9 protein-coding genes and 1 pseudogene are annotated in these 14816 nt (G+C 70.5%); 4 read left to right on the top strand and 6 right to left on the bottom strand.

What is annotated here, in order from left to right; genetic code table 11:
- Window positions 1-256: 256 nt before the first annotated feature.
- Window positions 257-1318: an alpha/beta fold hydrolase gene (locus P3T34_RS19175; RefSeq protein WP_280667258.1), complete on the bottom strand. Its 1062-nt coding sequence runs from the start codon at window positions 1316-1318 to the stop codon at window positions 257-259.
- Between the two features lie 270 nt (window positions 1319-1588).
- Here P3T34_RS19175 and P3T34_RS19170 point away from each other — a divergent pair, with 270 nt between their 5' ends.
- Window positions 1589-2803, top strand: a complete 1215-nt coding sequence (locus P3T34_RS19170) for an RICIN domain-containing protein (protein ID WP_280667257.1) — start codon at window positions 1589-1591, stop codon at window positions 2801-2803.
- A 35-nt stretch (window positions 2804-2838) separates the two neighbouring features.
- Here P3T34_RS19170 and P3T34_RS19165 read toward each other — a convergent pair.
- A pseudogene (locus tag P3T34_RS19165) lies at window positions 2839-2964 on the bottom strand (metallophosphoesterase); the annotation flags it as partial.
- Between the two features lie 402 nt (window positions 2965-3366).
- Window positions 3367-3795, bottom strand: coding sequence for a hypothetical protein (locus P3T34_RS19160; protein ID WP_280667256.1), 429 nt, complete (start codon window positions 3793-3795; stop codon window positions 3367-3369).
- 191 nt (window positions 3796-3986) lie between these two features.
- Here P3T34_RS19160 and P3T34_RS19155 point away from each other — a divergent pair, with 191 nt between their 5' ends.
- On the top strand, window positions 3987-6083 hold the full coding sequence (locus P3T34_RS19155; RefSeq protein ID WP_280667255.1) for an NB-ARC domain-containing protein: 2097 nt from the start codon (window positions 3987-3989) through the stop codon (window positions 6081-6083).
- Here P3T34_RS19155 and P3T34_RS19150 read toward each other — a convergent pair.
- Entirely contained in the window at window positions 6071-7609 is a 1539-nt protein-coding gene (locus P3T34_RS19150; protein WP_280667254.1) for a translation initiation factor 2, read from the bottom strand. The two genes, P3T34_RS19155 and P3T34_RS19150, sit on opposite strands and share 13 nt — an antisense overlap.
- Before the next feature lie 68 nt (window positions 7610-7677).
- On the opposite strand from P3T34_RS19150, the gene P3T34_RS19145 reads away from it, so the two are divergent.
- Window positions 7678-7875 (top strand): hypothetical protein, encoded by a 198-nt coding sequence (locus P3T34_RS19145; RefSeq protein WP_280667253.1) that lies wholly within the window; start codon window positions 7678-7680, stop codon window positions 7873-7875.
- A gap of 562 nt (window positions 7876-8437) precedes the next feature.
- The gene (locus tag P3T34_RS19140) at window positions 8438-10354 is read left to right on the top strand and encodes a tetratricopeptide repeat protein (protein ID WP_280667252.1); all 1917 of its coding nucleotides are present in this window, start codon (window positions 8438-8440) and stop codon (window positions 10352-10354) included.
- Window positions 10355-10364: 10 nt separating this feature from the next.
- Here the strand turns inward: P3T34_RS19140 and P3T34_RS19135 are convergent, their stop codons facing one another.
- On the bottom strand, window positions 10365-12065 hold the full coding sequence (locus tag P3T34_RS19135; RefSeq protein ID WP_280667251.1) for a hypothetical protein: 1701 nt from the start codon (window positions 12063-12065) through the stop codon (window positions 10365-10367).
- Window positions 12066-12646: 581 nt separating this feature from the next.
- The gene (locus P3T34_RS19130; protein ID WP_280667250.1) at window positions 12647-14782 is read right to left on the bottom strand and encodes a S53 family serine peptidase; all 2136 of its coding nucleotides are present in this window, start codon (window positions 14780-14782) and stop codon (window positions 12647-12649) included.
- Window positions 14783-14816: the final 34 nt, after the last annotated feature.

The following is a 14816-nucleotide window of genomic DNA, read 5'->3' as shown; positions in this document are numbered from 1 at the left end:
CGCCGGAGGTCGACCTTTCCGCGTTCCGCATCATCCAGGAGTCCGTCACCAACGTGGTGAAGCACTCCGGGACGCAGCAGTGCCGGGTCTCCGTGGCATACCGGCCGACCGACCTGTCCGTCGTGATCGTCGACAGCGGGTCCGGGAACGGTCGGGGCGAGGGCACCGGCTACGGTATCGCCGGGATGCGTGACCGGGTGAGGCTGCTGAACGGCGACTTCGCCGCCGGTCCGCGCAGAGTGTCCGTGCCCGGGGCTCAGTGGTGCCTGCGGTCCTGTGCTCGCTCAGCGAGCCAGTCCGCGGTGGCGGGGAGCCAGTCCGCACGGGCATTGCCGAGCAGGTGGTCGCCGTGCGGGACGAGCAGGTACTCGCCGTACGGGGCCGCCTCGGCCAGCGACGCGCCGTTGGCGACGCCTGGGATCCGGTCCATGCCTCCGTCGACCACCAGCAGCGGTACCGCAATCGTGCCCGCGAGCGGTGTCAGGTCCAGGCGGCGCGCGAACTCCCGTGCGGAGTCCTCGGATCCGCAGCGCTGGGTGAGCGTCTCGATGACGAACGCGGGCAGCTGCTGCCAGTCCAGCGTGCTGGGGCCGCTCACCGCGGCGGCCGCCCGTACCCGCGGCTCGCGGGCAGCGGCCACGGCGGCGTAGAAGCCGCCCATGCTCAGCCCGATCACGGCGGTCCGGTCGTGGTCCAGCTCGGGGTACCTGGCGAGGACGTCCAGCACCGCGCCCACGACCTTGTCGTAGTCCGGCTCGGGAGCCGAACTCGCCGCGAGCAGGCCCTGTCCCGGGCCGTCGATGGAGGCGACGGCCAACCCCCGGCCGAGCAGGGCGTCGGCCACGTCGTGGAACTCCTCCTTGCTCGAGTCCATGCCGGGGACGATCACCGCGATCGGCGGGCGGGCAGCCCCGGCAGGGCGGCGGAGCCAGCCGACGAAGCCCGGGCCCTCGATCCGTACCGCCTCCGGTTCCAGCAGCGCGAGCGAGCGGCGCATCGCCTGGTCGGCGGCGGCCTCGGCCTGGACGAACGCCTCGCGGTCGGGGTGCGGCATGACCGTCGCACAGTGCAGCCAGGCCGCGGCGGTCCGGTAGGAGGCTGCCGCCGACAGGGTGTTCCCGGCCGCCTCGGCCCGCTCTCCGGCGGCGAGATGGGCACAGCCGGTGCGCGACAGGGCGGCGGGCCAGTCGTACAGCGACTCAAGGCCGGCGGTCACCCGGCCGTACTCGAAGGGGTCTACCCCGGCGCCGACCACCCGGGAGAAGTTGCCGGCGACAAAAGCGGGCAGTAGGTCGGGGGTGTCGAAGAACGTGGTCATGGCTGCGGGTACTCCAGCTGAGAAGTCTGTGGTTGCGGGCACCACTAGACCCCGCATCACAGGGAGCTTTCCAACAACCGATCCACCGCACTGACAACCAACGGATGTCGGCCAAGGCAAGGGGCTCAACGACGGAAGGAGATCTTCCGGTACTCCGTCAGGGAGCCGTCAAGGAACCTGGGTGAAACCTGTGAGCGGCTCTAGCATCCGAAGAGCCGTCTCTCCTCCGCAGACGAACGTCACCACGCCGAATGATCGGGGCACTTCAGCATGCGCGCTTCCTCCCGCCGGACGAACACGCTCACCCAACGCGTCGTCGCCGGCAGCCTCCTGTCGGCCCTGGCGGTGGCCGGCTTGATGGCCGCGCCGCAGCGGGCGTCGGCCTACGACTGCTCAGGACAGGACAGCGTGGGCGGTGGCAACTGCGACTCGGCTCTGATCAACTCGATCGGTGCCATGATCGGAGGGTTCCGCAGCGCGGCCCTCACCGCGCAGGCCGACGACGCCGCGTTCACCCAGGGGATGGCCAGTCAACTGAGCGCTGTGGCACCCGGGTTCAACGTCATGGTGTTCAAGTACGACGGAACCGACCTCTACAGCAGCGGCCCCGTGTTCCACAACCCCTACGAGGCGGACATGAACGGGGTGCTGGTCGACGCCACCGTCAAGCTGGACCACCACGATTCGGAGGGCGGCCCGACCGGTTACGACGACTTCCGCATCTGGGTCTTCTCGGGTGACTCGACCTTCACCAACAACGGTGACGGCGGCTACGTGAACTGGGCGTTCGTCGGCAACGACTCCGACCGGACCGTGACCAACACCAGGCCCTGCCTGCGCATCACCTGTGTCGACAGCCAGCGGATCATCCACTTCCCCGCCCGCACGATACCGGCGGCCAGCGGGGGCGACCCCAACACCGGCACCCCCGCGACCCCCCGCATCCCCGCCGACCCCGGCACGGTCCCGGGCGTCAGTGTGGGCGGCAACCCCACCCCCGGCACCCCCGCCAACCCCGGCACGGTCCCGGGCGTCGGCGTGGGCGGCAACCCCACCCCCGGCACCCCCGCGCACCAGGGTGGCGGCAGCGGTGATGGTGGCACCATCGCAGGTCTGCTCTACCCGAAGGTGAAGACCGGCCGGGGCCCTGTTGCCACCGGGTCCGCCTCGGGTCCCTCGATCCTCGCCGGCAACAGCGGTGCCAAGAACTCCGGTTGGCAGTTCACCTCGGTCGGCAACGGCCGATACGAGATCACCAGCGCCGTGTCCGGCCTCGCGCTGACCGAGAACACCACGACCTACTTCGCCGACGCCAAGCCGTGGACCGGTGCCGACGAGCAGAAGTGGCAGCTCGTCAGCGAGGGCGGCGGCCAGTACCAGATCCGGATCACCGACCAGGACTGCCTGACCTACGACGAGGACGCCAAGGCCCTCGGCGTCTGGACCTGCAACAACGCCTGGAACCAGCAGTGGAAGCTCCAGTAGGAGCCGGAGGAGCCGGCTCTGGTGCCTCCGGCGCGCTATGCGGTTGCCGACGCACCGCCCGAGCGCAGCGTGAGCAGGGTGATCTCGCTCGCTGCGAAGACCCGGAAGGGCGGCCCCCAGAAGCCGGTGCCCCGGCTGGTGTAGAGCTGGGTCCGCTCGCCGGCGGCCCTCGCGCTCTCGTCCGGGGGCTCGGCACTTGGCACAGGTACCGCCCCTGCCTCAGGTCGTGCGACGGCCGCGACGCTCTCCGACCCCCGTCCCTGGTCGGACCGAAGGTCCGACTCCGACCCGAGTCGGCTGGGTACGCAGCGAGCCCAGCTGGATGACGTGGTGCGCAGACCGTGCTTGGTGCCCCTCGCTGCTAGGGCGTGTCTGACAATTCCCGCCGGGCGCGCGACGCTGGGCATCCCTCCCCCAGCCTTCGGCCGGGAGGTGCCCCCTCGGACGCACCGGCGAAGCACCCAAGTACGACCCAGTACGAGGGCGCTCCGCCGGCACGCCCAGCCGGGCGCCCAACGCCGCGCGCTGATCCGCCGCGAATTGTCAGACACGCCCTAGGTGGCTCAGCTCGTAGTGGGGGAGGAGGGCGGAACGGTGAAGGTGATGTTTGAGAAGTCCCGTCCTTGGAAGACAGGGCCGTTCTGAGTGCCTCCGGTGATCCGATTGTGGAACTCACCGGTGGTGTCGATGGATTGGGCCTGCTGCCACCAGTCGGCGAGAAGGCCGCGGAATTCGGCGTCAAGGGCGGCCCGCACGCTCAGCGTTGTCACCAGCGCCTGTGCCCGGGTCGGATCGGCTGGGGCGCCTTCGAGTGCTGCCAGCTCCTCGTGGCCTGAGCTGATGTCTGACAGGTCGGCGGAGAGATCGCCTGCACTTCCGCGCCTGAAGGGGCGGCGGACCAGGGCCGTCAGACCCTGCCATGCTTGGCGGCCGGCTTCTCCGCCGACGCCTCCGGCTAGCGCGGCGAGAGCCGCTGCCGAGATCGGATCCATGATGTGCCCCCTGCGTTGGCTGTCGTCGGATCCACCTTAGGAGCCATGTCAGATGTGTTGCAGGGGTTCTGCCGATCTCCTCACCGCGAGGCACTTCAGACGCACCATCAGTGGCCGATCTCGACCATGAATATGATGCTTGACTGGGATGCCTAGCTGTCATGCCCACCCCTCAAGCGTAGGGTTGGAGGGTGGCTGAGGAGACGTACAACAGTGTTGGCGGGCAGGCCCAGGTGGGGGCGGTGTTTCAGGCCCGGCACATCGGCGAGCTGCATCATCATGTGCATACCCCAGTCCTTCCCGAGCATCCAGCTCCGTTCCAACTCCCACCCGAGCTACCGTACTTCGAGGACCGCAGGGCTGAGCAGGACCGCATCCTGCAGGCTGCGCAGAGCCATCCCGGCCATGGCGGGCCGCTGGTTGTCGCGCTGACCGGGATCGGCGGGATCGGCAAAACCGCCATGGGGTTCAACGTCGCACGCCGACTCAGTGACCGGTTTCCCGACGGGGTGCTGTACGTCGACCTCGACGACCTGCGTCGAGATGGAGTGGTAGAGGTCGCGGACGCGGTCGGGGAGCTTCTGACCGGTCTCGGCGTCGCTCCCGACTGGCTGGAGAGATCCTTCGCGGGCCGCTCGAAGCAGTACTGGACCCGGACCCACCGCAAGCGCCTGCTCGTGGTCGTCGACAATGCCCGCTACGGCAACGAGGCCCTGCCGCTCCTGCCGGCGTCCGCAGGGAGCCTGGCGATCGTGACCAGTCAAGGCCAGCTCTACGACCTCGACGGGGTGGCCACCGTAGAGGTGCCGATGATGCCGCTGGAGGTGGACGACGCGGTGCGGCTGCTGCGGCACATCGTGAACGACCCGCGTCTGACAGCGGAGCCTGACGCCGTGACGGAGTTGGCCCTGGGCTGCGGCGGGCTGCCCGCCGCACTCCAGGTCGCGGGCCAGTGGATTCGCAAGTACCGCCGGCGCAGCCTGACCCGTCTGGTTGCCGACCTCACTGCGGAGCTGCACGAGAGGGGCATTCCCATGGTGGAGGCGGTGTGGGATGCGGCGTACTCCGGACTCGGACCGGAGGCCGCACGGACGTACCGCCTGCTGCCGCAGTTCCCTGCTCCGGTGATCACGGCCCTGCCCGTTGCCGCACTTCTGGGTGGCGGCCTGATGCAGGCCGAGGACGCCCTTGAGGAGTTGGAGGCGGCCGGCTTGCTGGAGGGCAGGCCCGATGGCTTCCGCATACATGACCTGCTGCGCGGACACGCCGACCGCCGCTCCCGCCTGGCCGACGCTGACGGAGTGCAGTCGGCGCAGGCGCGTCAGAGGGTGATTCGCTGGTACCGCAGGCAAGCTGCCAGAGCCGACCTCCTGGCGGCCGGCCTGCGGATGACCTTCGCAGCAGTCGAACCGCCGGTCGCCGGCACGCCCGATGTCGAGTTCGCCGGCAAGACGGAAGCCCTGCGGTGGATGGAGTCCCACCGGCTCGCCCTGTATGGCTCTGTCCGGATGGCCTTCGAGTTCGGACTGTATGAGCACGCGTGGGCTCTCTGCGAACCACTGTGGACGCACTTCCTTGACCATCCGCACTACGCGGATGTCACGGATGCGTTCCAGGCCGGCGTTGCCGCCGCCGACCGATCGGAGCACCTGCAGGCGATGGTCCGGATGCGGTGCCAGCTGGCCCGACCGTTGTGGGAGCAGGAACAGTACGAGGAGGCGGCAGAGCAGCTCCGGCAGGCGTTGAGCGCGGCCGAGGCCATGGGCGACTCGCCGCAGGAGCGCAAGCTCAAGGCCTCGGCGGTGGAGTTCCGCGGAAAGCTGAAGTCCGTCCAAGGCGAATGGGCCGACGCAGCCGTGGACTTCGAGCTTTCCAGGCAGGAGCATGCGGCGATCGGGAACGCCTATGGAGTGCTGCTCCAGACCTACCTTCTCGGCCGGGCCGCCATGGGCACGGCCGAGCCCGAACGGGCGGTCGAACTGCTGAGGGAAGCACATCGAATGGCCCGCGAGCAGGAGCGAGAGCGGATGACCGCACGGACCGGCTTCGAACTAGGCCGTGCCGTGCGGTGCTTGGGACATGCGGCAGAGGCGGCCGCGCTGTCTCAGCAGGCGTTGGCACACGCCCGCGAGCGGGGTGCGACCACAGATGAGGTGCGCATCCTGAAAGAGCTCGCCAGTCTGGCGGACGAGACCGGGGAGAGCGCTGAAGCAGCGGAGTACCGAGAGGCGGCACGACTGCTCGTCGAACGCCTGGGCGGCTCTCTCACCACGGATCAGAGTTCATAGCCGAGATCGGCCTCGTCGGGTTGCGTCACCCTGACTTCGACGGTGATCGGGCCGACCGTGCAGGCCAGCGTGGCCTGAGCCGTCGGACCGGTAGCGTCGGCCAGCCACGCGTGAACTGCCGAGAGCACAGCGGCCGGGTCCACCCGGAGAACCCGGCCATCCGCGTGGCAGACCCCGATGTGGACGCTGAGCAGCCCGGCCGAGCGGTGCCTGACCAGGCACCGCTCGGGCGTGAGGATCGCGGCGGCGGTCCGGCACCCGGGAGCTTCGGCCAGGACTCGGGCTGTCCAGCCGGCCGCAGTCCACCTGCCGGTCGCAGCGGCGTCCGGTGCGTCGTGACGAACGGGCCCACTTCGGCGCCAGAGCAGGGACGCGCTCTGCGTATGCCTCGGGCCTGCCGCAGGATGTTCGACTGCCAAGTGATGCGCTGTTACGGAGGTGAACGCGGGAAAGCGTTGGACACTGACCCGGTGGCCGGACACCTCGGCCCGTACCGCGTACGCCGGGGGCCGACGCGGAGCCGGACTCGGATGGGGAAGCGGGAGCGCCTCGATCGGAACGCTCCGTGGTCGCAACCGCAGCAGTCGGTAGAGCTCATGGCGGAGCCGAACCAGCGACCTACCCCGTAGTGCGAAGACGGTATCGGCGAATCTGCGGGTGCCGGAGGCGGTAGCGGCTTGTAGCGCGTCCGGCAGGGCTGCGGCCTCGCTCAGCAAGGGCACTGCGGCCAGCATCTTCGCCATGGGGCTGCCAGGTATCAGCTCGCTCCCGCCGTCGTAGGCGCCTACGACGGTTCGGTTGATGGCGGCGGCGTAGAGCGCGGTGGAACCGTGGTCGGTGATCACCGCGTCGGAGGCGACCAGGAGCGCGGCCCACTCCTCATGGGGCCTGGCCAGGACGAGGCCTGCCTCCAGAGCGGGCGCGAGCTGCCGGGAGAGATCAAAGGCTCCGGTTCTGCTGTACTCGTTGGGGTGAAGGACGAGGGCGAACTGGTAGGTGTCACGGGGGAGTCCGCCGACGAGTGCGGCCGGCAGCCGCGGTCTGCGGGCCAGTAGCGACTCCGGGCCCCAGGTGGACGTGAGCACGATGAGGCGACGCTCGCCGGTACCCAGGGAGGATCGGTACTCCTCCCGAAGGCTGAGTGAGCGCAGAATCCTGTCCAGCGTCGGATCCCCCACCACGGCTGCCTTGGTGGCGGCCGGCGCACAGTGCTCGGCGAGGCGGTCCAACTGGCTGGTGTGGGCCAGCGCGTGGAGGGCAGCCCAGGGATTGCCGCCGTCGAGCAGGAAGCGAGGGTCGAGGCCCGACGGGAGGTCCCAGGAACCCTCATGGGCGAGGGTTTTGTTGAAACCCGCGCCATGGGGGAACAGCACGAGCGGCCCGGACAGAACCCGGAGCGGTCCCTTCGGACTTGCGGTCAGGATCAGGTCGTGCGGACGGCGGCAGGCGTCCTCCCACGCGATGTTGCGGGCACCGGAGCGCTCCAAGGCCGCGAGGGCGTCCACATCGAAGTCAGAGCCTGGCACCAGAGTGAAGCGGGTGATGATGCGCTCGTCCCCGGCGAAGACCGGCAAGACGTCCAGGAGCCGGTGCAATGCGCCTGCCGAACGAACGGCGAGTAGTACTGCCCGCTGCCCGCTGCCCGCTGCCCGCTGCCCGCTGCCCGCTGCCCGCTGCCCGCTGCCCGCTGCCCGCTGCCCGCTGCCCGCTGCCCGCTGCCCGCTGCCCGCTGCCCGCTGCCCGCTGCCCGCTGCCCGCTGCCCGCTGCCCGCTGCCCGCTGCCCGCAAATAGTCGATTCTAGCAGGAATGTCCGAATGGCAGGGAATTCCATCGTTCTGGGGCGAATTGTTGCGGGCCTCCTGCGGCATGACGGCGATCGTACCGGCAAACTGCCGGCGGCCCGCGCCCGCGCCCGCGCCCGCGCCCGCGCCCGCGCCCGCGCCCGCGCCCGAGCCGAGCTGTCGCGGTATCGGCGTAGTGCGGTATCGGTGTAGTACGGACAGACACGCGCGAACCTGCTGCCTCGGGCTTCGACGTCCAGTACGGTGGCTGTCGGTCAGCGAGCCGGAAAGGCGTGGTCATGAGCCCAGGACAGGACGGGTCGAACCCTGGGCAGTCCGGCGCGACCAACGACCTGTCAGGCACGGTCCACGGCCCATCCGTGCAGGCAGGCACGGTGCATGGTGGGATCACCTTCAACTACCACTCCGCCGCCAGCCTTGTTGTCGGCCCTGTGCCCGGCAGACCGGACCAGGTTCCCCGTCCTCCCCGGACGTACGTGAACCGGGTTCCGGAGCTCGCTGAGCTCGACGGATTACTTGTCCCCGGCGGGGAGCACACCGAAGGCTGCCCGATGGGTGTCCTCACCGGGTTCCCGGGGATTGGCAAGACCGCGGTGGCCTACACCTGGGCCCACCGCAACCAGGACGCTTTCCCCGACGGGCAGTTGTTCATCGACTTCACCGCACTCCGCGGCGCCGGCCCCGGGGCGGACACCTCCGAGGCCGTCGCGATGTGCCTGCGGGCGCTGGGCGTGAACGAAGCGAACCTGCCGACCGCGTTTGCGGACCGGGTGGGCCACTACCGGACGCTGTCCGGCGGCCGCCGGATGCTGGTGGTGCTCGATGATGTGACCCGCTCCGCCCAGGTCGAAGCACTCGTACCGCAGGGCCGCGGCAGCGCGCTCCTCGCCACCAGCAACTGGCAGCGGAGCGAATTCACCATGCTCGGCGCTGCGTTGCTGCCCCTGGACACGCTCGACCGGCAGAGCGCCGTCGAGCTGCTGGTCCGAGTGTGCGGCCGGTCGCGGATCGACGCCGAGCCGGAAGCCGCGGCCGAACTGGCCGACCTGTGTGGCGGTTTGCCGCTCGCGCTGCTGATCGTCGGTGCCAGGCTGGTGACCCACCGGCGGCTGACCATCGCCGGTCTCGTCACGGAGCTGACCGATGAGCAGAGCCGGCTGAGCCGTATCTCCGTTTCCTCCGGCTACGAGGAGCGCACCGTGTCAGCAGCACTCGAACTCTCCTACCGGGATCTGCCCCCGGAGGTCGCCCGGCTCTTCCGTGTCCTCGGCTGCTTGCCAGGGCGGACCTTCGACACCGCACTTGCCTCGGTCGCCTCGGGCCTGACGACGAAGGAGACCCAGCGCCTGCTGGATATCCTCGAATCGGCGAGCCTGCTCACCGTCACCGACGAAGGCCGCTACCGCCTGCACGACCTCATTCGGTTGCACGCGCTGGAAACGGCCCGCACTACCGACCCGCCGGAGACAGAGCGGCTGATCGTCGAACGGGTCACTGGGCACTACCTCGCGCTCACCGTCCTTGCGGACCTTGCGGTCCGGGCCGACCGGTTGCGGATCACCGTGGTGGCCGAGGTGATCGGCTCCCCCGACGGCGGCCGAGCGGCCTGCCACGACCCGTTCGCCCTGGCCGAGGATCCGGAACGGGACGCCATCGCCTGGCTGGAAGCCGAGCGATCCAACATCCTCGCGGTGCTCCGTGCTGCCGCCCGGTTCGGCTTCGATCGCCGGGTCTGGCAGCTGTCGGAGGTGTTCACCGTGCTGTTCCTGCACCACCGGCACCTGGCTGACTGGCGGGAATCGCTGGAACTCGGCGCGCAGGCTGCCGCCAGGGACGGGCAGGCCGCCGCCGAGGCCCGGCTCCGCAGTCTGCTGTCCAGGCCGCTGCTCGACCTTGGCCGGGATGAGCAGGCCCGGCTCCAACTGGAGGCGGCCGAACGGCTCGCCGCCAGGGCCGGACACCTCGTTCTGCAGGCATCGGTGCAGGAGTTCTTCGGACGGTACTGGGACCGGCATGACCCGGCCCGGGCGGTCCATGCCTATCGGACCTCACTGGCGATCAACATCCAGGCCGACGAGCCTCGCGGCCGGGCGATCGCGGAGTACTTCCTCGGCTGCGCGTACAGCGCGGCGGGCAGTCAGGACGCGGCTCGGGAGAACCTGACGGCTGCCCGCGACGGGTTCCTTCACCTGGGGGACGGACGGATGGCGGCGCGGGTCCTGGTGGAACTCGGCCGGCTCAAGGCGAGGGTCGGGGAGCGGGAAGCGGCCGTTGCGGCGCTGACCGACGCCGTCGACGAGCTCCACGAGCACCGCGGATTCCACTACGAGGCACAGGCGCTGGAGGACCTGGCCGACCTGCTGGCCGACCCGGAGGAGGCCCGCGACTGCCTGCGGCGGGCGCTGGCCATCTACGAGGACGGCGGTAGTCCCCGTGCGGCGGAGCTCCGGTCCCGGCTCTCGGACTGACCGGCCAGCCCTAGGCGCGGAGGATCGGACGCAGCCGCAGCTCCTGCTCGTGCTCTCCGGATCGGAGCCGCACGGAGCCGACCGGGTCGAAGGCCCGACTGCCCAGCCGCAGACAGGCGTAGACCCCCGCCGCCGCCAGCCCGGGGGCCGGCTGAGGGCCGGTGGGCGCGGCTGCCATCAGCACGCCACCGTCCCGAAGACCCAGCAGACAGCCGTCCTCCGCCGCGAGCGCGGCGAGCTGGGCGCCGGGGAAGTCGGCCAGCATGTCGGCGATCCGGCTCAACCCGAGTTCCTGCGATACCGCCGCCCCGCCGCGCAGCAGTACGGAGGCGCTCTCGCTGAGCCGGGTGTCGGGCTCGTCCACATCGCAGGCGAGGTGCCAGAACACACCGTCCCGCTCGCCGCCCTCCTCTGCCACTGCGGCCGGATAGCGACGGACCTCCACGCACACCTGCTCCGCCGAACCGCCGACCGTGGTGGTCTCCACCAGCATGGAGGTGACGCGGTTCCCTGCCGGCGGCGGCGGAGGAGGGTACATATGGGTGCCCCTGTCGGAGCCGTCCGGGACAGTGAGCTCCAGCAGGTCGTAGACCAGCTGCCGGATCTTGGGCTGCGCATGGCCGGGATCGGCGAACGCCCGTTCGGAGATCTCGGCGAATCTGTCCGGTCGATGGCCCGCCATGGCTTCGTCGACCTGGGCCCGCAGCGCCACCCCGGTCGCCAGCCAGGCCGCTGCCGAGCGAAGCGCGTACCCGGCGGTCTGCGGTACCGACTCTGCGCCGAACGCACCGAGCAGGACGGGTCTGCCGATGGCGGCCCCGTACAGGGTCACCGAGCCGTGGTCCCCGATCACCAGGTCCGATGCCACCAGCCCCTGCTGCCAGCCATTCGTCGGATCGATGACGACCAGGCCGGCCTCCACGGCCGTCTGCAGCATGCTCCGTACCTGCCATGCGCCGTGCCCCGACCAGACGTTGGGGTGCAGTACGAGTGCCACCCGGAACTCGTCGGCGGGTAGCTGTGCCAGCAGTGCAGCTGGCAGGCCGGGCCTGTTCGCGATGAGCGAGCCTGAACCCCAGGTTGAACTCAGCAGCACCAGCCGCTGCCCCTGCGACACTCCGAATGCCGCCCGGTACCTGTCGCGCCACCGGCTGCTCGTCCGCAGCCGGTCGAAGCAGGGGTCGCCGACCAGCACCGTCCGCCCGGCCGTACTCGGCTGGGCCGCCACCAACTGCCTCTCCTGCTCGGGGTGCGACACGGTGAGCCAGACCCGGCCGGCCGCCAGCAGCTCGTCCGGCACCAGGCCCGACAACCGGGTACTGGGGCCCGCGGAGTCCGGGACCAGCTTCTGGAAGCCCACCCCGTGGGGCAGCACCAGCACGGGGTAGTCGCCCGCAGGCACATCGATATTCTCGCTGGCCGAGAGCAGCAGATCGGGTTTGATGTCCTTCAGCTGGGACCAGGGGAGTGTTCGGCAGCCGAGCGACCCGAGGAGGTCGAGCACACCGTTGCTGAACGCCGACGAAGGGTCGTAGGCAAAGACCACTGCCACCCTGGGGTCGTCATGGACGACGGCCGGAAGCACGTCCAGCACGCGGACGAGTGAGGTGACCGTCCGCGCCGCCACCACCAGGGTCCTGGTGCTGTCGAAGGTCCGCCATCGCCAGGCCTCGGGACCTACCGGGACGAGAATGTGTCCGTCAGGCTCCATTGCGTACCTCCGCCCGGAGGCAGAATCGCACACTACCCGTCAGCCGCGCTCGCGGCTCGCGGCTCGCGGCTCGCGGCTCGCGGCTCGCGGCTCGCGGCTCGCGGCTCGCGGCTCGCGGCTCGCGTCAGTGTCGTAGCGCACCGAGGCGTTCCAGGCAATCCCTTCACCACGCAATCATCCCTTGGAACATTATTCGGGGACCCGCTGCCCCTGCCGACCTGGACTGCCAGCGCGGTGTCGCGGTCGGTGCTCCTGGTGAGGGTATCCATGCCTGCGCCACGGCGGATCGTGGTGCGGAGCAGGTGAGAGTGGCCGTCGATACGCGCTTCTTGACGTCGATGCCCGCCTGAACAGGCGTGTGGCGCTGCGTAACTCGTGAGGGGTTGCCCCCAATACGCTTTCCAACTGTTCGTCCGGCCGTTCAGGGGCGGGTGTGGGCGTCCTGGCCTGCGAAGGAGCGGCCGGGCTGCCGGGTGGTGAACGGCGCCGAGCACGGATGGATGCAACCAGGACTGCAACCACGGTGCGCCGTGTTCTGCCGTGTCACTGGCACAGGATCACCTCATCGGTGTGGTGGTCGGTCAGCGCTTCTTGGCGAGGGACTTGACGAAGTCCGGGGTGAGCGAGCCGAGGCCGGTCGCGTCGTCGTAGCCCGGGGTGGTGTGCAGACTGCTGTCCTGGTCCAGGGTGGCCAGGAAGGTGTCGAAGGTGCCGGGCTGGGTCCCGCTCGGCTGGTGTTCGAGCGCGAGCGGCGGCTGGTCGGCCGGGGCGGGCAGGACGTCGTGGATCGCGGGCTTGCCGCGCAGCGAGTAGAGCAGCGGGTTGGCGAAGCCGAGCGCGTGGCCGGCGGCCTGCGCGGCGTCCGCCTCCAGGCCGGCGATCAGCGGGGACGAGCCGCTGGTGCCGCCGCCGATCATCTCGCTGTAGGTCTGGGTGCTGGGGTCGGTGTAGCCGATCAGCCAGCCAGTGGCGCCGTCGGCGTCGGCGGAGATGTCCGGCACCTCGCGGTGGGCCGGGCCGGTGCCGTTCGCGGTGGCCAGTGCCGAGGGGACCACGCCCTGCTGGTACCAGGGCTGGTCCATGGCGGCGCTGCGGCCGCCGGTGGAGCCCTCCTGGAACACGCCGGGCGGCGGGGTCAGGTAGCCGGTGCCCTGCGGGTCGATCTGCGTGCGGTCGAAGCCCCAGCCGTACTCACCCACCACCTTGTCGCCCTTGCCGAGCTCCAGGGTGGTGCCGCCGGCTGCGGTCGCCCACGGGTCGGAGGCGGGGAAGAGCACGCTCGCCGGCTGCAGGCCCGCGAACTGGCCGGAGGCGCCGTCGCCGGCGTCGCCCGAGTCGAAGTCGAAGCTGATCCCCTCCAGGGCGCCCTGCTGGAAGGTCAGGTCCCAGGCGGCGATCATGGCGGGGTCGTAGTCGCCTTCCTGCGTGCTGTAGGAGTCGGTGGAGACGTCCGCGAGGTGCTGGTCGACGATCCGGGTCTCGGCGTCCAGGAAGTTGAGCTGCAGGCTGTCGGGAGTGTTGTCCTGGCAGTCCGCGGCGACGTAGACGACCTTGGCGTCCGGAGCGGTGAGGTGGACGGACTCCACGTCCAGCGGTTCCTCGGGGAGTTCGCTGCTGCCGTTGCAGCTGTTCTGGAAGCCGGGCCCGTGGTTCTCGCTGTACTGGCCGGGGGCGAACCCGGCGACGCCGTGGGCGGCGAAGAAGCGGTCGGCATCGGCCTCCATGGTGGGCAGCGCGCCGTCCAGGACGACCGCGACGGTGCGGCCCTTGCCGGTGTACTTGCTGTTCGTCACGCCGTAGGCGTCGCGCATCTGTTGCGGGGTGTAGCCGCAGACCGCGTCGGGGGCGCTGGTCCGTCCGTTGACGGCCGGGATGGGCGACGACTTCTCGCCCCAGTAGGTCGAGCAGGGCGGCATGGCCGCGGAGGCCTGCCCGGCCTGCCCGGTCGGCGCGGCGGCCGAGGTACCGGGTGCCCCGGGGGTCGCCTGGTGGCGGGGGCCGCCCGTCGTGCCCTGGGCGGGAACGGAGTCGGGGGCCTGGCCGGGGGTCGGGCCGGGGGTCGGGGTGGGGGTCGGGTCGGGGGTCGGGATCGCGGGGTGGGTGCCGGGCGGGGCGTCGAGCCCGATGACGGTGACGATGTCCTTGCCCAGCGCCGCCGGGACGGAGATGCCGCTGACCGGTGCGAACCCCTTCATGGGAAAGCCCTGGGCGCGGGCGAAGCTGTGCAACGAGGTGTCGAAGGCCCGCTGCGCCTCGTCGACGGTCGCGGTGACCGCGAGGTAGTGGGGGGTGGCGTCCGTGACGCTCATTCCGAAGCCGGTCAGCCAGCTCCGGACGGTGTCGACCTGCTCCTTGCCCGCCCCGAAGCGCTGCGAGAACTGGCTCGGCGTCAGGTAGTGCGCGTAGGACCTGCTGCCCGGGGTGGAGACCTCCCGGGCGGCCTGGACCAGCCCGGCATCGTTCCCGGACAGGTAGACCCGCAGCGTCATGGTCTGGGTGCCGGGCGCCGCCCCCATGTCCTTGACCTGGAACCTGCCGCCGGCGTTGATCCAACCGGGGACCGCGGACGGCAGACCGGTCCGGTCGGGGGTGGCGGCCAGCGCGCTGGGCGCGGTGAGTCCGGTCGAGAGCGCCGTGGCAGCCAGGACGGCCGTCAGCGTGGCCCTCCGCGCGGCGCGGTGGCGGAGGGAGGCGGGACGGGGTTTGCGTGCGGACAAGGTTTCACACTCCAGGTGCGGCAGAGGGTTCCGG

This window comes from Kitasatospora sp. MAP12-44 (genome assembly GCF_029892095.1).
Lineage (GTDB): Bacteria > Actinomycetota > Actinomycetes > Streptomycetales > Streptomycetaceae > Kitasatospora.
The sequence above is the reverse complement of the archived record's forward strand: the minus strand, read 5'-3'. Positions and strand labels throughout refer to the sequence as shown.